17 protein-coding genes and 2 tRNA genes are annotated in these 24,123 nt (G+C 48.9%); 2 read left to right on the forward strand and 17 right to left on the reverse strand.

Going from position 1 to position 24,123, the window contains the following annotated elements:
* Positions 1–136: 136 nt before the first annotated feature.
* Positions 137–2,635 (reverse strand): CotH kinase family protein, encoded by a 2,499-nt coding sequence (locus HUF13_RS02295; protein WP_173473629.1) that lies wholly within the window; start codon positions 2,633–2,635, stop codon positions 137–139.
* Positions 2,636–2,801: 166 nt separating this feature from the next.
* Here HUF13_RS02295 and HUF13_RS02300 point away from each other — a divergent pair.
* A tRNA-Phe gene (locus HUF13_RS02300) sits at positions 2,802–2,874 on the forward strand.
* A gap of 167 nt (positions 2,875–3,041) precedes the next feature.
* Here HUF13_RS02300 and HUF13_RS02305 read toward each other — a convergent pair.
* Complete coding sequence (locus HUF13_RS02305) at positions 3,042–4,214, reverse strand: HD-GYP domain-containing protein (RefSeq protein ID WP_173473630.1); 1,173 nt, start codon at positions 4,212–4,214, stop codon at positions 3,042–3,044.
* An 88-nt stretch (positions 4,215–4,302) separates the two neighbouring features.
* Between HUF13_RS02305 and HUF13_RS02310 the strand changes: the two genes are divergently transcribed.
* A tRNA-Ser gene (locus HUF13_RS02310) sits at positions 4,303–4,383 on the forward strand.
* A 91-nt stretch (positions 4,384–4,474) separates the two neighbouring features.
* Here the strand turns inward: HUF13_RS02310 and HUF13_RS02315 are convergent.
* The 15 genes from HUF13_RS02315 to HUF13_RS02385 all read right to left on the reverse strand — a co-directional run bounded on the left by HUF13_RS02315 (position 4,475) and on the right by HUF13_RS02385 (position 24,005).
* Positions 4,475–5,203, reverse strand: a complete 729-nt coding sequence (locus HUF13_RS02315) for a ComF family protein (RefSeq protein ID WP_173473631.1) — start codon at positions 5,201–5,203, stop codon at positions 4,475–4,477.
* A 412-nt stretch (positions 5,204–5,615) separates the two neighbouring features.
* Positions 5,616–6,863 (reverse strand): rod shape-determining protein RodA, encoded by a 1,248-nt coding sequence (rodA, locus tag HUF13_RS02320; protein WP_173473632.1) that lies wholly within the window; start codon positions 6,861–6,863, stop codon positions 5,616–5,618.
* Positions 6,860–8,710, reverse strand: coding sequence for a penicillin-binding protein 2 (gene mrdA / locus HUF13_RS02325; protein ID WP_173473633.1), 1,851 nt, complete (start codon positions 8,708–8,710; stop codon positions 6,860–6,862). Before mrdA ends, rodA begins: the two co-directional genes overlap by 4 nt.
* Positions 8,703–9,188 (reverse strand): rod shape-determining protein MreD, encoded by a 486-nt coding sequence (mreD, locus tag HUF13_RS02330; protein ID WP_173473634.1) that lies wholly within the window; start codon positions 9,186–9,188, stop codon positions 8,703–8,705. Before mreD ends, mrdA begins: the two co-directional genes overlap by 8 nt.
* On the reverse strand, positions 9,181–10,008 hold the full coding sequence (mreC, locus tag HUF13_RS02335) for a rod shape-determining protein MreC (RefSeq protein WP_173473635.1): 828 nt from the start codon (positions 10,006–10,008) through the stop codon (positions 9,181–9,183). The genes mreD and mreC overlap by 8 nt, the downstream gene beginning before the upstream one ends.
* A gap of 20 nt (positions 10,009–10,028) precedes the next feature.
* Positions 10,029–11,051 (reverse strand): rod shape-determining protein, encoded by a 1,023-nt coding sequence (locus tag HUF13_RS02340; RefSeq protein ID WP_173389078.1) that lies wholly within the window; start codon positions 11,049–11,051, stop codon positions 10,029–10,031.
* A 63-nt stretch (positions 11,052–11,114) separates the two neighbouring features.
* On the reverse strand, positions 11,115–11,477 hold the full coding sequence (locus HUF13_RS02345) for a hypothetical protein (RefSeq protein ID WP_304038725.1): 363 nt from the start codon (positions 11,475–11,477) through the stop codon (positions 11,115–11,117).
* A gap of 156 nt (positions 11,478–11,633) precedes the next feature.
* A complete protein-coding gene (locus HUF13_RS02350) occupies positions 11,634–12,941 on the reverse strand; it encodes a hypothetical protein (protein WP_173473637.1) in 1,308 nt (435 codons plus the stop codon).
* 161 nt (positions 12,942–13,102) lie between these two features.
* Positions 13,103–14,029, reverse strand: a complete 927-nt coding sequence (locus HUF13_RS02355) for an AgmX/PglI C-terminal domain-containing protein (RefSeq protein ID WP_173473638.1) — start codon at positions 14,027–14,029, stop codon at positions 13,103–13,105.
* Positions 14,030–14,032: 3 nt separating this feature from the next.
* Positions 14,033–14,527, reverse strand: a complete 495-nt coding sequence (locus tag HUF13_RS02360) for a biopolymer transporter ExbD (protein WP_072829218.1) — start codon at positions 14,525–14,527, stop codon at positions 14,033–14,035.
* Between the two features lie 2 nt (positions 14,528–14,529).
* Complete coding sequence (locus HUF13_RS02365) at positions 14,530–15,420, reverse strand: biopolymer transporter ExbD (RefSeq protein WP_173473639.1); 891 nt, start codon at positions 15,418–15,420, stop codon at positions 14,530–14,532.
* Between the two features lie 38 nt (positions 15,421–15,458).
* Complete coding sequence (locus HUF13_RS02370; protein ID WP_072829222.1) at positions 15,459–16,097, reverse strand: MotA/TolQ/ExbB proton channel family protein; 639 nt, start codon at positions 16,095–16,097, stop codon at positions 15,459–15,461.
* A 190-nt stretch (positions 16,098–16,287) separates the two neighbouring features.
* Entirely contained in the window at positions 16,288–20,166 is a 3,879-nt protein-coding gene (locus tag HUF13_RS02375; protein WP_173473640.1) for a tetratricopeptide repeat protein, read from the reverse strand.
* 78 nt (positions 20,167–20,244) lie between these two features.
* Positions 20,245–22,476, reverse strand: a complete 2,232-nt coding sequence (locus HUF13_RS02380) for a tetratricopeptide repeat protein (protein WP_173473641.1) — start codon at positions 22,474–22,476, stop codon at positions 20,245–20,247.
* Positions 22,477–22,487: 11 nt separating this feature from the next.
* Positions 22,488–24,005, reverse strand: a complete 1,518-nt coding sequence (locus tag HUF13_RS02385) for an OmpA family protein (RefSeq protein WP_304038726.1) — start codon at positions 24,003–24,005, stop codon at positions 22,488–22,490.
* Positions 24,006–24,123: the final 118 nt, after the last annotated feature.

A 24,123-nucleotide genomic window follows, 5' to 3' on the forward strand; every position in this document is an offset into this window, starting at 1 on the left:
CTTTATAGCCAAAGAGAACGGAGTCAAGCAAGGCATCAAATCCCTTAACCCACCGGTCCTTTTCATACATACAAAAATCCCCGCAAATCAATCAGATTGCGGGGAAAAATCAAGATGCCGCGTTACAGCAAACTTTTTACTTGAATTGAGCCGTGAAGCTTGCGCCTTCCTTCACATCCACCAAACGCGGATTGTCCGTCACGCCATCGTTCCATCCAGTAAACACAGCTCCATTATCAGGAACTGCCTTGAGTTCCATTTTAACGCCAACAAAGAACTTGCCCTTGAAATCCTTGCTCGGGAGTTTTGCACCTTCCATAAGCACGGAACCGTTTCCAGAAGCACTGATGCTCACAGAAGCCGTACCGCTCAAGCCAAATTCTTCCTGGTATTCCTGAAGGACCACCGGATCGCGATCTTTAGCCCATTTCTTCAAGCATGAGCCAGTCTTGCTGAAGCCATTGTCATCAGGACAAGAGTTGTGATAGTACCTTTCATTCTGCTTGAACTTTTCAAGGTCGCGGTTCATTTCGTTATTGTCAATCGTTGCAACCATGGCATCGACAATCTTTTCAACATTCTTAGCGTTCGTATAGCTATTGAACATCAATGCAGAGCGGTTGATGAACATACGCTTGAATTCCGGGTTCTTGATAAGCTGGATATAGAGGTTAGCAAAGCAACCTTCTTCCTTGCACGGCTTATTTCCGCCGCCCTTCTTAATCCAAGCAAACATGTTGCTGCCTTGGGCAAATTCACCGCCATTTACGCCCCAAGTCCAGTCAAAACCATGATCAAGGTCATAAACCATGAACTTCCACGGGTGTTCCGGAGCAGACCATGCACGAACGTTGTTGTTCGGCCAGTCGCCATTGTGCATATAAATTTCAGCAGCCATGTAATCCGCCAAGTTACCCACGTCAAGCATCAACTTTGCCGAAGCGTAATTGGCATTGTTTTCGCCAGAAAAATCATTTGTAGCCACAAAATGAAGCATGTTCTTGTAGGCGTCAATCGTACCATTGCTGGCTTCAACTTCTTTCCCCAAGTGCTTGATGAAGTTCACCGAGTTGGCATCAATCTTGTAGTTCGTTTCTACGTAATGCTTGTTGAAACGTTCACGCATGTCATGGATGCCATAGTACTTGCCGTTGTAGAACACCACCACTTGGCGGCTTCTCTGGTAATCCACGCTTGTCCCTTCAAGGAGCGCGCCACCCATAGCATCTTCAATGTAGTCACTCACAAAGCGGTTACCGTTATTGCGGAGGTTGAATGCTTTATACTTGTCATTCACGCCCTTGCGAGTTTCGAACAACGGATAATTGATGCTACCTTCTTCATATTCTTCACGGAGGCGGATGGCAACGGACTTCTTGTCATTCAAGCGACTATAGCCACCCATCAAAGAAATACCGGCATCCTTTTCCCATGTAGAGCCATCCTTAGTCGAAGAACCCTTTTCGAAATATTCAACATGAACCGGGTATTCCACATCGGCATAAAGACCGACGCTGTCCGGACAACCCTTCGGGGCATCGCACTTCGTCTTAATATAATGTTCACGGAAGAAGCTGGAGTCAACGCTGATCGCAACAATCGGCATCTTCACAGCTTCTTCATCAACGAAGAACGTACGGGTCGTTACTTTACTCGAAAGTGCACCCTTCTTAAACGAAGCGCAACGGAAAGCCACGCTATGGTCAATACGTTTCGGAGAATTGAATTCCGGAGAATTTTCGGTCGGCACAGAGCCGTCCGTCGTGCAGCGGAGCTTGACACCTTCATCAAGAGAAGGCGGATTCAAAGTAAATGCTTCGCTATAGAAACCGGACTTGAGGCCGCTCATGTCAGCAGAAGGAGCAACTTCATCATAAGATTTTGTCGTATTCGGTTTTTCCGGAGTCGCTTTTTCAAAGTACTTCCAATAGCCGCCATCGACAATGCCCCAGCTGAGACCGGCAGTCAATTCAGGGTATGCCACCGAGTCACGGATTCCGTTAAACCTGTCGACCAAGTAAAGCGTACCCCCATTCTTATCTAGCTTCCAATTCGTATGCGGACGCGTATGACGGTTATCGTTATCAGCAACAGCTACTGCAGAAATATTTTTCTTATCGCAGAATATAACTCTAAAAGATTTAGCCTTGAGAATATCATGGCCAAAGACCCACTTGCGCAAGTTCTTCAAATTCTCAACAAGTGTATAGCCTTCAAGATCGATGTCCTGATCACTGGAGTTGTAGATTTCAACCCAAGACGGATCATTGCCTTCTTCATCGTACCAATCCATATTCAACGGAGAAATTTCCGTTATACGCAAAGCCGATTGTCCAATCCAACGAAGAGCGGTATCGGGCGGAAGCTGGACATAAATAGGGACCCAAACAGTATCGTTACTGGAATTAATAATTTTTATGTATTCCGTACTTGAGGAATACGGAATCGTCGCACTAGAAGAAGAGCCCGTTTTATTTTGATCACAACCATTAGTGTTCAAGCACTGACTTCCGGGTTCATCAGGTTTTGTAAAATTACCATCATCATTGTCATCAGCACAGCCAACAACAAAAGCTGTACCAAGAACCGCAGCCAGAGAAAGAATCTCTTTAATCCATTTTTTTGAGCGAATCACGGCGACCACCTAAAATAAAGAATACACTTCCCATAGATTTTACCATGGGACACCTTTGTTCCATCCAACACAACTAAATTTAGTAGTTTTTTTAAAAAAATAACAGTAATATTCTCTTTACCCTTGACAAGTGTGAAATATTAAACTATCTTTGGGTCATCGAAATGGTTCTGTAGCTCAGTTGGTAGAGCAGTGGACTGAAAATCCGCGTGTCGTTGGTTCAATTCCAATCGGAACCACGAAGAAACCTCGGTGAAAACCGAGGTTTTTTCTTTATTTTCGGCAATTTTCCGAGAAAAGCACAAAAAAAGCCTCATCATAAAAAAAGACGAGGCATCGAAAAAATTTTCTTTCGTCTCTCGTCTGTAGCCGCTACGTGGCATTCTCTGATCTGATTAAATGTGATTTATTTCACACGCGGTAAGAGACCTTTTTTGACAAAAGCACCATCAGGCCTATAGCAAGAATAAAATTCTTCCCAATGTTCAATCAATATATTAATGAGTTCCGGCTGGAAATGCGTCCCGCTATTTTTTTTCATTTCTTCTTTGACGCTTTCTTCCGACCAGGCTTTTTTGTAACAGCGGGGGCAAACAAGGGCATCGAATACATCAGCCACAGAGCAAATGCGGGCCGCCAGCGGAATATTTTCCCCTTCAAGCCCATCCGGATATCCAGACCCGTCCCAACGTTCATGATGCGCCCCCGCAATATCAGCGGCCACGCGCAACAACTCCGTCTTGGAATCGCGAAGAAGAGTACGGCCAATAACAGCGTGGCTTTTCATCTGGACATACTCACTATCCGTCAAGCGCCCTTCTTTCTTCAGCACCTCATCAGGAATGCCCACCTTGCCCAAATCATGGAGAAGCGATGCATAGTAAATCAAGTCCTGCTCTTTGGCCGATAAGCCATAATGACGCGCAAACATTTTGGCCAATTCAGAAACGCGATGAATGTGATCACCCACTTCCTGGCTGCGGAATTCAGAAACTTCACCCAAAATGCGGATGAGCTCCATGTGTGCCGATTCAAGTTCCTTAGCCTTGCGTTCCAGTTCCTGAGCGCGAATAGCCGATTCAATCGTCTTTGCGGAATAAACCGATATGAGCTTTAGATGTTCCAAGTCCGATTGAGAAAAGAACACATTGTTACCAATCTTGTTTATGGCCTGGAACACCCCCATCACGCGCCCTTCGCTTTCCATAGGCATTGTCATCACGGATGTCGTGTGATAACCGTTCTTGATATCACTACGGCGGTCAAACCTGGAATCTTGATAGGCGTCTTCGACTAAAACAGGCTGACCCGTCTTGAGAGAATACCCGACAAATCCAGCCGTGAGAGGAATACGAAGTTCATCCACACCATGAGCCACCTTGGTCCACAATTCATTGCGCTCTTCGTCAATAAGCCACAACGAACAACGGTCGGCCTGAACGATTCGCCTACCCAAGTCCGCCATGAGCAACAGAAGACTATCCGTATGGTACTCTGCTGCGATTTTTGGCATGTACTCGAACAAAAGGGCAGCGACTTGACTGTCCCCAAGATCAGAATCGTTGACTTCGTATGCCATGATATGTAAAAAAATAATTAATTCAGCACAAAATGCAAAGTATCGTTGACGAGATCGGAGTATTTTTTCTATTCTTTGCGCACCAATTGGAGGAATAGGCTAATTGGTAAGTCAGCGGTCTTGAAAACCGCCGCCGTAAGGCTTGGGGGTTCGAGTCCCTCTTCCTCCGTAAAAAGCTCCCTTCGGGGAGCTTTTTTGTTTGGCTGAACTTTGACATTTGCTTTTAGAGCGAAAGGAATGTTCTAAGTTCTACCAACTGCCTACTGCCTACCGCGAAGCCCGTCCCAGTCCGCCCTACAATCAGCAGCATAGTCGGCAGCCGCAGATGCCGGTTCATCGTAAATCAAAGTACAGACCTTCAGCGGTAGCGGGAAATCGGCACCAAACGCAGCCAAGCACGCCGAAGTTGTCGCTCCCGTCGTAAACACATCATCCACGACAACGACACTCCCCCGCTCAGGCATTTTATGCGGAAAATCCGCAACAAACGCACCTGCCACATTCAATTCGCGATCCTCCTTCGAAAGCTTCGTCTGCGAAACCACGAACGTCTTGCGCTTTAGCCAACGGCAGATCCTACCACCAGTCGCAGTCGCCAGTGCCGCCGCCAACAACGCCGCCTGATTATAGCCCCGCTCGCGATACCTCGCCCTGTGCAGCGGCACCGGCACAAAATAAAGCGGTTGCGCAAGCATCGAAAGCTCTTGCCCCACCGCACCTCGCTTCACCGCCGACGAATGACGCACCAAGTACGAAGCCAAACCAGGAATATTGCGGTACTTGAGCGCATGCACAAGGCGCCTCGTCAAAGGCCGCATCGGGAATAGGCAAAACGCATCATCGCTCGGGAACGAGGGCGAAAGTGCTTCGCGCGCAAGTTCAGCCGCACATGCCGGACACAGCCACGGATCCAACCTCTCCGACGAAGTCCCGCACCCCAAGCATTCCATCCCAAAAACAAAATTTGCAACAGTCCGCAAAACGTCCATTCAAGCCTCCTGCTATAAAGGTGACGCAAAACGCGCCCCATCTCTATAACACGCTTTTTTCAGACATTTGGACTGTAATTTTTTGTCAACATGATTTAGGCGTTAAGTTTTAGGAATTAGGGATGCAAGAAGTTCCGTATCTACAGTCAGAACTGTATGGATTCCCGCCCCTATCGTGCTACGCACTCCAGGGTCGAGAATGACTCACAAAGGAATCAAGCGAGAGGCAACTTGTGGACTCGCATTTGTCCTACTTCCTACCGTCTATTTCCTACTAAGCTCTAAGTTCTAAGTTCTGCCAACTAAAACTTCACTGGATCCTTCACACTACGCGTTCAGGATGACTTCACCAATTTCTAAGTTTTGCCAACTAAGTTCTACCAACTGCCTACTTCCTACTGCCTACCAACAATCACTTATTCCCCTGATACCTGAGGCACATCAATAGCCCCACGAGGAACATACACACCAACGCAAACGAACCGCCGTAAGAGAGGAACGGAAGCGGAAGCCCCGTCACCGGCATAAGGCCAATCGTCATTGCGATATTCACCGTAATGTGGAACAAGAAAATCGTCGAAGCGCCCATCGTCACGAGCGTCACAAACGGGTCGTCATTAGTCCTGCAAATCGACGAGGCGCGCCACAGAAATAGCGTAAACAGCACGAGAACCGCAGCACACCCGACAAAACCAAACTGTTCCCCAAGCACACTAAAAATAAAATCCGTATGTTCTTCGGGCAAAAACGAGAGGTTCGTCTGCGAGCCATTCCCAAAGCCCTTGCCACCAATGCCACCGCTACCAATTGCCGTCAACGATTGCAACACTTGATAACCATCGCCAAGCGGATCACTCATCGGATCAAGGAAAGTGTTCACTCGCTTTTGCTGGTGAGGTTCCAACATGTTCCACACCATCGAGCTTGCGTACCCAGCCAAAATGTTCGTTGCGATAATCACACCCGAAAGCTTCTTGGACAAATGCCTACGGAGCACCGAAAATACGACAACACAAATCAGCATACCCCACAGCACTTGAAACACCATGGACTGCGAATGCAAGAACAGCACCGATAGCACAGGGCTTACAATCAAGAACAAGTCCGTAAAAGTCAGCCCCGCAAAAAAGAATCCGACAAAAGTCATCGCCGTAAACACAAGCGCGGTACTCAAATCCGGTTGCTTTAGCACCAGCAAGAACGGCACAATAAAAAGTCCAAGCGGCACCAAAAACGTCTTGAGGTTATGCAAGCTCACCGGGTGTTTCGAAAGCCAATACGATATCGTAATCAGGTATGCAATCTTTGCAAATTCCGAAGGCTGGAGCTTTATGACTTTCAAGTCAATCCAACGCCCTGCGCCCTTCACATCGCCCGCAAAAATAAGCACGAACACTAGCAAAAGAAGCGCAAACACATAAGACGGAACAGCAGCGCGCTTGAGCCAATCAATCTTTACAAATACAAGTCCAATCGCAATGGCAATTCCCGTCACAAAGTAAAGAATTTGTCTAAACCAACGGGCATCATAAAACACCATTTCTTCATTCATGGTTGCCGAGTACACAAGAAACACGCCAAACGTCATGAGCGTGAGCGTAACTCCGATAAAGAACCAATCAAATTTTAGGGACTTGTCCGAAATGCGCTCGTTACTCATTGTTCTTCTTCCTCCTCCTTACCAAAGAAGGTCATTAACACTTTGTGTGCAATCGGGGCAGCCACGGTACCACCGCCACCGCCTGCTTCTATAATCACAGAAACAGCTATTTGCGGATCATCCAGAGGAGCTACCGCTGCAAACCAGGCGTGAGTCTTCTGCCCTTTTTTCCATTCGCCAGAGCCAGTCTTTCCGCCCACGCGAATCCCAGGAACGGCGCCCTTCTTTCCCGTGCCACCCGGATGGTTCACCACGGAATCCATCGCATTCAAAAGCACACGGTGCGTTTCGGGTTTCATCGTTCCCGGACGGATGATTTTTGGTTCATAACGGCGCACCACATTGCCCTGCGCGTCCTGCAATTCCTTCATAAAGTGTGGCCGATAAACGCCCTTGTTCGTCGCCAAGGAGCCAATAAACACGGCCTGCTGGAGCGGTGTCACCATCTGTCCTTGCCCAATCGAAAGGTTCAGAATAAGCCCGCGCGCCCAACGCCAGCCCAAGCGCTTGTTCCTTTGGTTGAACGAAGCCGAATCTGGGAGCCAGCCCGCGCGTTCGCCAGGAATATCCACACCCAAAAGTTTTTCACCATAGCCAAAGCGTCGAGCAAATTCATTGATACGCGCCATGTCAATTTCTAGGCCGGCCTGATAAAAATACACATCGCACGAAAGGCGAAGCGCATGCACCACGTTCAAGTTTCCATGCACGCCCCAGCACCTTTGGTAACGCGCCCCGTACTGATAACCGCCCGTACAGGCCTTCGGATAATACTTTGTCTCCGAAATAATACCGCTTTCAAGTCCAGCACCCGACGTCACCAGCTTAAAAATGGATGCCGGCGGGTAAACACCCGAAATAGCGCGGTTCGTGAGCGGCCTCATGGAATCAAGCGCCACATGAGCCCACCCCTTGTTGCGTTCACGTTTTTTAAGAGAGAATATATTCGGGTCTAGCCTCGGCGAAGATACCATTGCTAGAATTTCACCATTGCGCGGGTCAAGCGCCACCAAAGCCCCCTTCACCGAATCGGGAATCGCAGCCTCGGCAGCTTTCTGCAACTTCAAGTCAATCGTCGAAACCATGTGCAAGCCAGGCTCCGGCGCAATAAAGCCACCCACATCCGAAAGCGTTCGAACCTCGCGTCCCGAGGCATTCACTTCCACAAGCTTGAGCCCGTTTTTCCCGCGGAACTCCTTATCGTATTCTTGTTCCAATCCCTTTTGCCCAATGCGATCGCCCTGCGAATAAGAGGCGTATTCCGGAAGCTTCAACTGCTCTTCCGAAATTTCACTCGTGTAGCCAAGCACATGCGATGCAAGCGTCCCGTACGGGTACTCGCGGCGAGACTCGATAATCACGGAAACGCCGGGCAACTCCGTCGAATGCTCTTCGATCACCGCGACCTGCTCCATTGTGGCATCTTCCAGAATGCGGACCGGACGCGTGCGCACCCAACGAATCCTCTGGAACGCGGTATCGAGCGAAAGCGAATCGAAAAGACGCGCGCCCGAAGCATCGCAAATATTCAGCAAGCGCTGGAAAACAGAATCTCGCCCCGCCTTCTTGCGGGGCATTTCGAGGGCCTGGAGCGCTATTTGGTACGAGGGGCGGTTACGCACCAGCACTTGACCATTACGATCGTAAATGTAACCGCGATCGGCAATCAGCTCGATTCTGCGCAAGCGGTTGTTTTCGGAACGCTGGAAATTTTCTTCGTAATGGATGTACTGTAACGAAAACAGCCTGAACAAAATCACCGTAAAAAGGATGACCGTCGCCGCCAAGAAAATCAAGACGTTCCAATTTCTGCGTACCCTCGCTTCATTTTCGGCGTCGCTATACATTCGACTTTTTCCCCGAAGTGAGGTAAAACAAAATACCACCGATAACGACGGTGTAAATGCACTCCGGCACAGTCCTTGTGACAAAAAGCGTCGTCACGACATCTTTTTCAAGGCCTGTAATGAGGAAATAGAACATATCGTTTACGAAAAACGCAAGGCCAAGGACTCCAACCTTTGGAGGCAAGTTGAGCGTCAAGAAATGCTCTTCGAGCTGCCCCACGGCAAAGCCCACAATCGTCATCGCAATCGCGTTTGCACCAAGCCATTCCACCGGAGCATAGACATCCAGCGTAAAACCAGCCAAGAAGCCCCAGAAACAGCCCGTAGCGGCCCCATGACGCAAAGCCACGGACACAATAAAGATGACCACAAAATCAGGCCCGACATCCAGAATCTTCAGCCAATCGCCAACAGAAGACTGCATGGCAAAGGCAGCGACAAACATGAGAAACGTCTTTAACCATCCGTAGTTACTCATTCAGCAACTCCTGGATAATCCAATCCGGTTCCTTCTGCATCACGAACACTTCTTCCAGCGTTGAAAATTCCTGAAACGGCTGCACATCCATCAGGCTCATCACGTCCAAATCCGCCTTACGAACCTTGTGCACTGTGCCCACAGGAATTCCCTTCGGGAAAATGCCGCCAAGCCCCGACGTAATGAGCGTATCGCCTTCGGCAACGCCCGCATGCGAGGGAATCATCGCCGAGAGCAAATGACCATCCACAGATTCCAAAAAGCCCACCACGCGCGTACGGCGTTCAAGCACAGAGAGTTTCAGGTTCGGGTCCACCAAGAGCTGTACGCGGGAATGCGTGAGCATCGCCTTCGAAATCTTCCCCACAAGCCCGTTCATCGAGAACACCGGCATATTGTCCTTGACTCCATGATGCGTTCCGCGATTGATGACAAGCGTTGTCAGAAAGCGCCCAGGGTTATGCCCCACCACGCGAGACGTCACAATCGGGAAATCCCACTTGTCGTCAAAACGCACCAGCGTATGGAGCCTAGCCAACTCCTGCAGGCCTTCGCTTGCATGGTACGTTTCCTGACGCAACCGCGCATTTTCTTCCTTCAGATGCTCGTTCTCGGCCTGCAACGACTTAAAGTCATTCACGGACGATACCAGCAACTGTACCGGATAAAACACCGACGACAGCGCCGTAGAGACAATACTCTCGCGTACCGCCGTCGAAGACGCATGCATCAATATGCCTAAAACGAGAAAAAAGGCAAAAGCGACAACGCCATGCCTTTGGGTAAACAAATCGACAATAAAGCGAAAAGCTCTAAGCATCGAAGTGCAATTTCAAAAAATTACGTAGAAGAAGCGACCAAAACAGGACGGTACTTGTCCAAGTCTTCGAGAATGCGAGCAGCACCCTTGCAAACGCAAGTCATCGGATCGTCAATCACGTTGACCGAGAGGCCCGTTTCCTTGCGGATACGTTCGTCAAGGCCGCGCAGCTGGGAGCCGCCACCCGTGAGGATAATGCCCTTGTCGTAAATATCGGCAGAAAGTTCCGGGAGAGTCATGCTCAAAGCCTGCTTTACCGCTTCGATAATGGCAGTCACCGGTTCATTGATGGCTTCGCGGATTTCGGCACTTCCAACCGGAATCGTGCGCGGCATACCAGCAATAAAGTCAAGGCCCTTGACTTCCATCGTCAATTCTTCTTCGAGCGGATTTGCAGAACCAATCTGAATCTTGATCTGTTCGGCAGTGCTTTCACCGACGCAGAGGTTGTACATGGTACGCAAGTAACGCACAATCGCTTCGTCCATTTCGTCACCGCCCACGCGCACAGAGCCGTTGCAGTCGGACTTGTTCAAAGCAATCACGGCAATATCGGACGTACCGCCGCCAATATCCACAATCATGTTACCGACAGGTTCTTCAACCGGAATGCCCATACCAATTGCAGCAGCCATCGGTTCATGGACCAAGTGGACTTCCTTTGCACCCGTCATCTTGATAGCATCAATCACGGCGCGCGTTTCCACTTCGGTAATTCCGTTCGGAACGCCAACCACCACACGCGGTTTCGCCATCCACATCGGATAGCGCTGAACGCGCCTGATAAAGGTAGTCAAAAGTTTTTCAACAAGCTCAAAATCAGCAATAACACCGTCTCGCATCGGACGAATAGCACGACTTTCACCAGACGTACGGCCAAGCATTTTCTTAGCCTCAGCACCAATAGCTGTAATGCGATTGCTCTTGCGGTCTACCGCAATCACCGTCGGTTCATTAATGACAATGCCCTGCCCAGCCACATGGACAAGCGTATTTGCGGTACCCAAATCGATACCGATATCACAAGAGAAAAGTCCGAACAAAATTTAACCCTCTATTATAGAATTCCCACTCGAAAATATAACTAAAATAGATAAATATTTTATCTATGGATTTTTATCTTTACCAAATTTCAGAACCTTAGAATAACGGTCCCAATGCCTACCATGGACCTCGTAACGGTACTTACGTTTTTCGTAAATGGCAATGTCCTTATAGATATAAAAATCAACTTCAGCATAAGCCGCATAAATTTCGGCTTCGGCGCCTTCGAACAACCTAAAATCGCGAATCTTGTAATACGGTTCATCGAGCAAGTCTTGTTTGGTAGCCTTTGCATTCAAGGTTTCCGCCACCATGAACTTCAAGTCTTCTTGCAAGTACGGCAAGAGTTTCCTTTCAATACGCTCCGTCGGTTCGGAACAAGACGAAAGCAAAACGAGGAATATGAGGGATAAAATTTTCTTCATGTCCATAAAATAAAAAAAGAAACGCACCCAAGTGGAATGCGTTTCGAAAATTGTTGCTAGTGATTAGTGGCTAGTGGTTGGTGGTCAGGAATGCAATAAGAACATTTTTATCGCGTTCCTGTTTACTAGCCACTGTTTACTAACCACTACTACCAATTAGAACGAGTACGTTGCAGAAATTCTGGAGAAGAGGCGGCCTTCACCCTGGAACGGATTCCTAAAGAGGAGGTCTTCAGCAACGGTCACGTCAATCTTCAACTTTTCTTCGATGTTGATACCGAAACCGAAGCCGACATGGTCCTTGGAAGTGCCGTCTGCAAGCGGGTTCGTGCTGAAGAAGTTGCCGTCATCCTTACAAATGCCATATTCATTATTTTTCTTATATCTGTCGATGTTCTTATTATGAACATTGCAATCCGTGTAAAGGATAGACTTCTGACCGCCAACGCGAATCACGAACCAGTCCCACCAGATGTTACGTTCGATACCGAAGCTGATCATGCCACCGATATCGGTACGTTCATCCCAATACTTATGGTCTTCATTACGGGAATCATAAGTCCAGGTCTTGCTAGCGACATCAAAAATAATGTCATGAGCCTTTCTCTTGTTATAGATAAAGTCCAAGCCCATCCAGAAGAAGCCTCGATCGAGAGCGACGTTCACGCCGACACCCACCTGAGCATGAGTATCTTCCTGACCCGGAGCTTCAATGAACTTGAGGTTCAAGGCCGGAACGAGTTCACCGTTGATGGCATCCAGCGTAAAGAATGCACGGGACTTGATGAGCCAAGAGAAATTACCGTCATCAAAGAAGTTGTGGTGTTCCGGACCATACTGGATACGAGCCAAAGCCAAAGAAAATTCCAAATCAAAGTAGTTCGTGAACTGGAAGTTCATACCACCGCCAGCCTGCACTATAGAAGCGTAGGAATCGTCATTGACCTGGTAGTTACCATCTTCGTCCAAATCACCGCCGTCTTGCTGAGCAATATAGACATGCAAGCCCCAAGCGTTGCCGTTCGAAAGCGTACCGCCCAAGAAACCGTCGAAGTTAGTCACAGTTTCAGGAACCTTGGTTGTTTTTCCATTATCGCCAATCACAGCATTCGGCAAATACTGGATAAGGTCAGCATCGATACGGCCAAAGAGACCACCGATAGAAATACGCGGGTCCGGATTGTTATCGCCGCCAATGGCAATGGAGAAAATACCACCGAAGTTCGGATGCTGCGGATCACGGTTTGCGCCCACATCAACACGGTCCGTATAAGGGCCAAATTCACCAATCAAGTAGTTGGAGTAGAGGTTGATGTTAGCCGGGTTATCAAAGATGCTCACATCATCCATGATGTAAGTCGTATTCTTACCCATAGATTCGATACGGGCGAATGTTGCAAACGCAGAACCGACACCAAAAATTCCGATTGCGGTGCCAACTGCAGCTACGGTTTTTAAGTTCATGGAATAACTCCTATTGAAAATTCATTTATAAAGTTAGTTTTATAAAAGAAAAAACGCAACAAAATTTTAACGAAACCCCATTTTTTTTGACATTCTTCTTAATTACATCATAAAAAAAGGCCAGACTTTCGTCTGGTCTTTTTTCAAGCTTTCCAAGTGAATTATTCGGAGAACGTGAACGGAATCGTAACCGTCGTGTTACCGGACTTCACCTTGCTGAAGGTCCAGCGGCTGACGGCGTTCTTGATTTCGCTATCGAATTCGCTGAAACCGGTCGTGGAAGACACAGTGGAAATGCTGATGATTTCGCCACCCGGAGCGATCGTGAATCTCAAGGTAACCTTACCCTGGAATCCCGGTTTCTTCTTCAGGCACTTGTTATAGATGTGGCGAAGACCCGGAGTACGCTGGCGGACAACCTTCATGATGTCTGCTGCGGAACGGGAACCACCACCGGCACCCATGTCGATATCGCGCATAGACGGAGTCTTGATGGAGCCCTTAGCCTTAGTAGCGATACCACCGCCACCACCGCCAAGGAGGCCAGCAAGGCCGTCACCGATACCACCGGAACCACCTTCTGCGTAACCTTCGTTGAAGCCACCATTAGCCTTACCGCGACGGCCACCGAGAACGGTCTTACCCGTAGTCTGGAGACCAGCAACGTCCTTGAGCACCTTATCGATGTCCTTGGTGAACTTCTGGTTCTTCATCAAGTCATAAGCAGCAGCAGAGGCATTCTTGGTCTGTGCAGTGAGGAGCTTGAGCACGCCGCGAGTCTGCGGAGCGTTCGGCTGGCCCTTACCGCGCGGCTTACCACCACCACCAGCTTTCTTACGAGGCTTTTTCGGTTCAGGCTTCTTCTTTTCTTCCTTCTTTTCTTCCTTCTGCTCAATCTGCATGGAAGTAGTAAGGTCCACGGAATCAGCGTTGTCGAATACGACTTCAGCAACGACCTGTTCGTACATGGAAGCCCAAATACACATAGCCAAAGCGATCACAAGAGAGACACCGGCGATTGCGCCCATCTTCTTGTCGGATTCCGGCATGAGCGACGCAATAAACGGATCTATGTTCTTCTTAGCCATTGATTATTCCTCCCCGCCGTTCTTCTGCATCACGGCGAATGCGATGTTCGTGTATCCGGAGAAGCCACAAGTAGCCATGACCTTATACATCGCATCATACGGGATGTTCTTGTCAATCTGAACAATGATGTGACCGGCTTCGTCAGCAGGAAGGCCCATCTTGAGAGCGTGTTCCTGTTCGATTGCGCGACGATCCTTCAAGATTTCGTCCACCTTCGTAACGAGGAGGTCTTCCTGAGCGAGAACGTCAGCGGTCGGCACGACCTTTTCATTGTCAACGATAACGTAGTTAGCATCGACCACGACAGTCAGAGACACTTCCTTCGGCTGAACCTTAGAGGTAGAGATCGGAAGAATCAAGTTTTCTGCCTGGGTCAAGAGCTGACCTTCAGCGTCCATGTTCTTAATCATGAACACCAAGATGATGGTCATCATGTCCATCATGGACGTTAAGGAGAAAGGTACGTCTTCGCTATACTTACGAGATTTTCTAGCCATGATTAACCTCCCAACTTAGCAAGGTTGATCTTGCTGAAACCAGCTTCCTTAGCACGGTCCATGAGCTGGATGATCTTATCGAACTGAGTATCGTCGTTTGCAACGATGATGATGTTATCAACGTCGTCCAAGTCGATGAACTGAGTATGGATAGCGATCAAGTCCTTAGCAATGAGATCGTATGCGGAAAGCGGATAAACCATAGTCTTGTCACCCGGCTTGAGAGTACGGGCAGAGTTCGGCTGAAGCGTTGCGAGAGCCATGCCAGGAGTCGGAGCCTTGAGAGCAGCCGGCTTCTGAAGACCACCTACGCCTTCACCCGGAAGAGACAAGAAGTTGTTAGCGCCATCTACGAAAGCACTGTCAGCGTGAGCTTCTTCAGCACTTCCGTCGTTCTTATAAGCGGCCCAAATGACCTTACCCGGGTCTTCTTCAGATTCCTTCTGAATAGCCCAAAGTTCGATGGTTTCGATTTCATAGAGATACTTCTCTTTATCCATTTCGGAACCATCTTTGCACTTCGGTCCATGTCCACTTTCAACAGCCGACTTCACGTCTTCCATCGCATAGGTAACGAGCTGAGCATCAGACTTGCAACGGAACGTCCACATTTCCTTGAAATAGACGTTCGGCTGGAAACCACCGCGTGCACCGATAACAAGGTAGTTGTTAGCGATAGCGAGTGACAAGTTCAATGCCTGCTCATCAGGTGGAGGCGGCACGTCATTGTCCATGATCATCTGGCTGCGTTCAGGCAGATTCACTTCGACAATGGCAAGTTTGGAGAAAGCAGTCATGGTCAGAAGCATAGGAATCAAGATGGTGAACAAGCCCATCGCCGGAAGCAAATCCGGTTCTTCGACCTTTCCTGGTTTCTTGATTTGTTTTGCCATGTTTTTAAACTCCAGTTAAAATTAAACTCTCTGAATGATTAAGCGAGGGAGTTGATAATCTTGAGGCCCTTTTCTTCCATTTCCTGGATGAGGCGTTCGGAGTTCATGTTGAGAAGACCGACAATAACGAGGAGAGGAACTGCAGAGAGAAGTCCGAGGAGCGTAGTACCCATAGCGATAGCAATACCATCAGCAAGAGCCTTAGCACGTTCAGAAGCCGGCTTGTTAGCAACAGCGTCGAAGGTGTAGATCAGACCGTAAATCGTACCCATAAGTCCGAGCAACGTGGAGATGGAAGCCATAACGGAAATGATGGAGATGTAGCGAGTGAGGCGCGGAGCTTCAGTGAGGAACACAGCGTCAGAAGCAGCAGTCATCATGTCACGAGCCTTGTCAGCATCCTTGCAGTTGAGCTTTGCACCGACGATAGCGTCCATGACCTTAGCGATCGGGAGCTTGGAGCTCTTAGCGAACTGGAGAGCCTGTTCGAGCTGGTTCTGCATAACGAGCTTACCGAAATCAGCCATAAACTTAGCGCGGCCCTTGGAGCTCTTAATCATAATGTAGGTAACACGTTCCAGGGAGAAGCCAAGGCCGATGATGAACACGACCAAGATGATCCACATGAACTGGTAACCATCAGATTCAGGGCTGAAGGATTGAAGCAATTTAGACATTAGAGACTCCTTTAATTGAGTTATTGTTTTTTTGTTGTTTTTGATAATCTTCGTTCATATTTATTTTTTTTTTGAGCATTGTGGGAAATTTTAGTAGTAAAACTTTCTTTACCGCACTCAAATCGCTCTCAAGCCCAATAAAATAGGGGAATCCCATGAACCAGGATTCCCCGTAAAATAGTTTTTACCGCTATTTTTTCTTGCCTTTTTTGGCTTTTTTCTTGGCTTTCTTGGATTCAGCCTTGGCTTTTTTGCCTTTCTTGCCCTTCTTCGGCGTATCTTCAACGGCTTCGTCGTCGCTAGAAGATTCAGAAGTAGATTCAACGCCTCTTTCAGAAGCCGGGATCTGGCTCGGATCAGCCATCCACTGCTTCAGCTTGGCAAGCTCTTCTTCGAGCTTTGTACGATCGTCCTTAGTTTCCTTGACGATGTTGCGGAAGGTGGCAACCTTTTCTTCAAGAGTCATAGCGTCAGACTGTTCGATTTGTTCGATACGAGCCTTCATCTTGAAGTAAGTCGGGTCAGCAAAGAGCGTAGACGGGTCGAACTTTTCAATCTGGGTATTGAGATCTTCGTTGCTTTCGTCCAAAGTTCTCAAGGTTTCGAAGAGCTTCTTCGTCCATTCGTTGTCGATACCGTAGTGAGCAGAAGCCTTGATACCGGTTGCGCACTGCGGGATAGCGAGCTGCTTAGCGGCATCAGAACGGCTGTTCAATTCTTCGCGGTAAGCTTCCAAGTCTTCGTGAGCAGCCATGATAGCGTCATCCTTCACCATGCCCTGGCCCACGTATTCGCGGACGATCAAAGCACTATCCGGAAGCGGAGAGTTGGCGAATGCATCGGCAACTTCGACGAACACAGCGCAGCCCTGGTAGTACATTTCGATGTAGCCCATTTCTGCAGCAATCACGTCCTTGTTGTAGAAGCCCTGGTCACGAGCAAGGTCGATGTTCTTCTGGAAGATCGGACGAGCCTGTTCGTAGTAAGACGGGAGCTGTTGCACGATACCGATACGTTCGGCGAACTTTTCTTCTTCCTTCTTACCGTTGAGCTGCTGTTCACGAATCTTTGCAGCCATCGTCACGAAGAGCATACCCATCTTGTTAGTGGCACGGAAGGTCCACTTTTCAGATGCATAGGCAGCAGACTTGGAGTAGTGACCCATAGCCTTCTGGAGGATTTCGACCAAGCTCTTGATGATCTTAGCCTTTTCCTTTTCCTTACCCTTCAAGACAACCGGAGTCATCTTGTTGTATTCGTATTCACCCATGTAGAAAGCAGCTTCAGCCGGAATAGCAGCGTCTGCGTTCTTGATCTGCAAACCGTACTTGTCGTAAGCTTCAAGAGTCTTCTTGTAAGCGTCAACAGAGTTTTCCATGTCCTTCACATTGCGGTAAGCGCGAGCGATACCGATGTAAGCGGCAATGAGCTTTTCCTTGTCTTCCTGGTACATCTTGATGAAGTTGCGATATTCCTGGATGGCGAGGTCCCACTTCTTAGCGTTAGCGTATGCCATCGGGATAGAGAAGGCAGCGTCAACAGCGTAAGAGCTCTTCGGATAGTCGCGGACGAGGTCCTTGGAGCAGCGGATAGCTTCGTTAGTCATCTTAGCTTCGTCATAACTCAAGCATGCGCTATAGAGGAAGGACGGAGTTTCTTCGTTCTGCGGGTAACGCTTGTAAGCAAGTTCGAAGGTAATAGCGGCCTGCTTCTTGTCCGGGATGGAGTCGTAGGTCTGAGCAGCAAAGCCGATTGCCGGGAAGGCCATAGAATCCTGCGGGAAGTTATCCGTAATGAACAAGAACGTCTTGGCAGCTTGTACCGGCTGCTTGTCCTTCTTGTAGTTGCTTGCAGCACGCAAGATACCCTTAACAGTGAGCGGAGACTTAGCATAGCTCTTCGGGAGGAGCATGAAGGTTTCAGCAGCCTTCTTGTACTGGTTGGTGGCTTCGTAAGCGGCAGCAGCTTCGAAGATTGCCTTGTCAGCAATGTCGATGTTCGGGTAGCGCTTTACGAGGTCCAAGTAAGCCTTGGCGCCAGCTTCATTCTTACCAGCCTTGACAGAAGATTCAGCCTTCTGGAAGAGAACGTAAGCGATAGCCTTTTCGATTTCAGCAGCCATGGAGTCGTTGCGAGTTTCCTTGGCCTTGTACTGCTTGAGGAGCCATTCGAATTCCGTGAGGGATTCATCGAGCTGGTTGGATTCCAAGAGAGACTGAGCAAGCATACGGCTGATGAGCAAAATGTACTGGTGTTTCGGGAAGTCCTTCTTGAGCTTGCGGAGAACGTTCACAGCAACACTGAACTGCTTAGCATCGTAATGAACGATAGCGGCGTTGTATGCAAGTTCTGCAGCTTCCTTATTCTTACCGAACTTAGCCATGTACTTATCGACCTGGTCGAAGTATGCCTTAGTTTCCGGCAAGTTGTAAGCCTGAACAGCATCATCGTTAGCCTTGGACTTGCGAGCATTTTCGCGAGCCTGGTCCATCATGAGAACGGCGTTATAACCAGCTTCATCCTTGGAGAGGAGAGCGGCAGAACCCATTTCGCGACGGCCGTAACGAGTCGTATCGGTATCAACGATCCAGTTGAACATCTTGGCAGCGTTAGCATGCTGGCCCATTTCCTGATAAACGAGAGCGAGGTTGATGTGAACCTTGTATTCGTCCCAAGTCGGTTCCTTGGCATAGCGCTTGAGGAAGGCTTCGTAAGCTTCGATAGCCTTTACATACTGTCTCTTGCCACCTTCGATATCACCTTCCTTGGTGAGCTTAGCAGCCTGAGCGTGATGGTACTGCGGAATGTCGAGCATAGCGCCACGGATAGCAGCTTCAGCATTCTTCACAGATTCCGGATACTTCTGGTTCTTCTTGTACCAAGAAGAATTGCGGTCGTAACGCTTCACCACTTCGTAGCGGTGAGCCTGAGCATCTTCGAACTTCTGCTGAACGATCAAGATTTCGATCATAGCAATATCGGCGAGCGGAGCGTCGATATAGTCCGGGTTGATGTTCATCAAGCGCTTGAAGGACTGGACAGCTTCTTCGTTACGGTCATGGTCCTTGTTCTTCATACCGATACGGTAGTAAACAGAGTCCTTGAACGCAACCTTCTTGTCCTTCAAGAAAGCTTCAGCTTCCTGAACGCCACCACCTTCCAAGTCAGAGAAGGAGGCTGCCATGAAGTCCATAGCTTCAGCGCGCAAGTCGTTCGGATATTTACCCTTGTCAGCACCGACGATGTAGTCGAAGTACTGCTTAGCAGCGATTTCGTATTCAGCAGTGTTGTAGTAAGATTCTGCCAAGTGGTACATGGCAAGTGCAGCTTCCTTACCCGTGAGGTTTTCGAAGCCAGTCACTTTCTTATAAGCAGTGATAGCATCCTTGAACTTACGGTTCATGAAGTGGTATTCTGCAATACGGAGCCATGCCTTCGGCACAAGACCGTTGTCCGGGAAGTCGCGGACGAGCTGCATACGGAGCTTGTATGCCTTGTCGTCTTCGCCGCTAGCTTCCTGCACAGCTGCAGCCTGGTAAATCACGGTCGGAGCCTTAGCTTCCTTCGGATACTTGTCGATGTATTCAAGGAAGTAACCCAAGGACTTCTGGTGATCCGGCTTCGGGAACTGGCCGATGTTAGCGCACTTTGCCGGCTTGTTATCACGGTCAGCGCACCAAGCAACATCTTCTTCGTATTGGGCGTTCTTGTCGAGGAACTGCTTTTCTTCGAGCTGGAACTGATAGTGGCCAAGTTGCTGCAAGGAGCTAGCGCAACGGTTACTAATCTTGCCGGCGCAGCGGTCAACCTGCTTTTGCCACTGTTCAATTGCTTTACGCATGCCATCTTCATCAAGGCCACCAGAACGGCATGCCTGTTCAGCCTGGTTCTTAATCACTCTATAGGAGCTAGCGCACTGATCATAACCAGCATTGCCTTTTCCGATAGACTTGCACTTTGCGTAAAGATTCTTTGCTTCGGTCGTTTTTTCCTTACACGGATCCGATGCAGCAAAAGAAGTTCCAACCATGGAGCATACAATTGCTGAGACGAGCAATAGATTTTTCATCGTTCTCTATCCACCTATGATTTTCTTAAAAATAAAAGTGACGGGCCCAGCTTTATACTGGGTCCGAATTATACTCGATTAGAGGTCGTCTTCCAATTCAACAGGAGGAAGATCCGGTTTCTTTCCACCGCCTGCACCACCAATCTTAGACATGATGGTAGCCTTGGTAAAGCCTGCGTCTTCCAAAATGCGCTTACGATTAGATTCAAAGCGGTCACTCTGGATAGCTCTCTGCATGAACGTTGCGTAATCTTCAATAGCCTGGTTAGCCTTGTTGAATGTCGGACGCAAAGCTTCGCGTTTGCTTTCCACACGCGGAGTCGGCAACTGGCGAGCGAGATCCAAGGCAAGAACCTGAACGGAGTCGAACTGGCTCTGCATGGAATCGTAAGCCTGACGAGCACTGTCGCGAGAAGCAACGGACACAATCGGCTGTTCCGTACGAGATTCAGCCTGGGTCAAAGCGTCAAGAGCGTTCTGGTAGTCTTTCTTCATGAAGTAGCAGTAACCCATAACGAGGTATGCTTCAGACACGAGGAAGGATTCCGGAAGATTGCTGATAATCCACTTGGCCGGCTTGATAGCTTCATCCGGCTTGTTGACCTTGAGGAAGGACCATGCAATACCGAGCATAGCTTCGTCGTACACCGGAGATTGCTTCTGGACCTGGCCATACATCTGAGCAGCTGCTGCGATGTCCGGCTTTTCACCAGAGAAGAAGAGGTGGCCGAGCTTAACTCTTGCAGCGTCCTGAAGGTCGCGTTCAGACTGGTTGGAAACCGGCTGTTCCGTAATATCACGGAAGCAGTTTTCAGCTTCGTCGAACTTGCTCATACGGCTGTGTGCGATACCCATGGTATAGCGAGCGTAGAAGTAGTTGGCGTTACCCGGAAGAATGGAAGCAAGCAGGTCAACAGATTCCTGATAGAGGCCCTGTTCGAACTTGATCTGGCCAGCAACGTAGTCAGCGTCAGCCTTCACGTCACTTTCACCGAACTTCTGAGCAATATTCTGGTACTTGTTCAAAGCTTCCGTGTACTTGCCTTCCTTATAGTCGATGTTCATCAACTGGAAGTGATACTTGGCGCGTTGGTCACTCTGCGGATAGCGCTTGATAGCGTCTTCGTAGACGTTCTTAGCAGCCTTGTGCATACGGAGGTTTTCGAAAGACTTTGCCTTGTAGAAAGCAGCCTGGTCAACAAGGTGGAATGCCGGGTACTTGGTCTGAACCTTACCGAAGGCATAAGCAGCTTCGAGGAACTGACGGTTCAAGTACAGACGCATTGCAGCACGGTAGTCGTTTTCAGGTTCGATCTTCAAACGGCGATAACGTTCTTCACCAATCTTCTCTTCACGGGTATCACCGAAGCGAGAAGTCAGCTTGACAGCCCACACAAAGCCACGGTTCTTCTTAGCCCAGAGGTCGTCGTGAGACATTTCGAGGTCAAGAGCGAGGTAACGGAAGATGCTGACATCCTTAACGTTAACCGTAGCACCGATAACCGGGTAGCCTTCCTTAGTAAAGCGGCCACGGACACCGAGGTGAGAAGAAAGATAATAGGTCAAGGAGAAGCTCATTTCGAGGTTGCAGCCCTTACCACCTTCCTTAGAATCGTGGATAAGGTCAATCACGGAGAGTTCGGCCTTGAATTCGAGAAGACGGTTGAATCCGCGATAGAACAAAGAGAGGTTCAAGTTCGTCGGAATCTTGTAAGCATCGGCAGCGCCCATGAACACGAACTTGAAGCTACCGTCACCATCAGCTTCGCTGACAGCCGGAGCAAGGAGGTTCTGCACGGCAACGCCAATGAGCAAGTAACCATACTTCGAAGAAGCGAGCGGGTTCCAGCTCAAACCTACGTCGGCACCAATCGTGAGCTGCTTGAGTTCATCAAACTGGTTGATGTACAAGACAGAGAGGTCAACACCGAGAGAGAGCAAGTGGAAGAGTCTATAAGCGTAACCGAACTGAACGGCAATTTCGCTATAGGATTCGCCACCTTCGATGGAAGCACCGTTTTCGAAAAGGGAGAAGCCCAAAGTGTGCTTGTAGTCAATCGGGTATGTCAAGCTGACATATTCCTGGCTAGCTTCGCCACTAATGGTGCTAAAGAAAGCAGCACTGAATTCGAGCTGATCAGTTTCAGAAATACCAGCCGGGTTCACATACATCGCGGTGTTACCACCATATTCGGCAAACCAGTCATTCTGCTGATACTTATTCGGCGTGTAGGTTGCCTCTGCAAACAAAGAAGTGCTGGCTACGGCAAGTCCGAGAGCGGACGTCTTGATGAAACTAGTACGCAACATCACCTACTCCTTTACTTAATATCCGTGCGGATGAACTCAATACGACGGTTCTGCGCACGTCCTTCAGGTGTTTTGTTGGATGCAACAGGCTTAGTATCGCCCAAGCCCTTTGTAGTCATACGGCTTTCGGCAATGCCTTTTTCGACAAGGAAGTTCTTCACAGAGTTCGCACGATCTGCGGAGAGAGTCATGTTCTTGTCCTTGTTACCGATGTTATCGGTATGGCCCACAATTTCGAAAGTAGCTTCCGGGAAGGTTTCCATGATATCGACAACCTTCATCAAGGAGATGTAGGAGTCCTGAGTGATGGTAGCCTTACCAGATTCAAAGTTCACACCTTCAAGAACGAAGACTTTCTTCGGCGGCTGCGGAACTTCATCCGGGCAACCATCGTCGTCCTTGTAGTTGTTCAAAGATTCAGACTGTTCCGGGCAGAGGTCCACACCCTTACAGATGTGAGCGAACTGAGGGAGCAAGCCCTTAGCTTCAACCCACGGGTCGCAGAGACCGTCGCGGTCGTTGTCCGGATCCGGGCAACCATCGTCGTCCTGGAAACCGTCGAAGTCTTCAGCTTCTTCCGGGCAGTTATCAAAGCCCGTGCAAGTGCCGGCGTACTTTTCGGAGAGACCTTCTTCAGAAACCCACGGATCGCAGAGACCATCACCATCGGTATCCGGATTACGTGTTTCTTCGACAGCTTCTTCTTCCTTGACGACGTCAGTTGCAGTAAGACCGATATCCAACTTGCCCTTACCGCGCTTGAGCATCGGGGAAGTGGACTGGCAGAAGAAGTTCGGATTTCCGAGAGACGGATTGTTGAACTTCGGGTCCAAAGAAACGTTCGTGCGGTTCACCTTGATGAACTGGTTGAACGGATAGTAGTTCTTGTAGATGTTGTTGTATTCCACCTTCGTCTGACCGGCAGCCGGGTCAGCAAACACACCGTAGTAGTGGTTTTCCATGAAGATGTTGTTACGGGCGACCAAGTTGGTCGGGCCCTTCAAAGCAAGACCAGAGTAGCCATTGCGGAGCACGACGTTCTGTTCGATGTAAGCATCGAGAGACTTAGCACCCCAAGCAAGAATACCAGACCAGCGGTTGCCATAGACCACGTTGTTGCGGAGCCAAGGCAGAGAAATAAAAGCACCGATACCCGTTGCATGGTTATCGATCACATAGCAATGATGAATGTAAGGGGCTGCGTTTTCGCAAAGGATACCTTCAAGACCGTTCCTCACCGTGAAGTGCGACATTTCGGCGCCTGAAGTACCCATGACGGTCGGACCACGGCGGCCACCATCGATAATGGTAGACAATGGGTCCTCGCCCTTAAGAACAACACCCATGATCAAGGTGATGTTTTCATTATAAACACCGCGTTTGACAAGGATTGTATCCCCGGCATCCGCATTTCCGAGAGCATCTGCAATCTTTGCGAAATCGCCAGGCACGTTGATATTCTTTGCCATGGCGGTTCCAGAAAGAAGCATCGCCCCGGCCGTAATTAAGACCAGTTTCTTTAGGGTCATACTGCTACGTTTCTCCAATCATAGAACACTTAAATTCGTTAAACATACGCTTGCCAGTTTGGCAAACACAAAACCCATGTGGGAATATACCTTCATAAATGGCTTTAGTCAAATACTT

Source organism: Fibrobacter succinogenes, from assembly GCF_902779965.1.
Taxonomy (GTDB): domain Bacteria; phylum Fibrobacterota; class Fibrobacteria; order Fibrobacterales; family Fibrobacteraceae; genus Fibrobacter; species Fibrobacter succinogenes_F.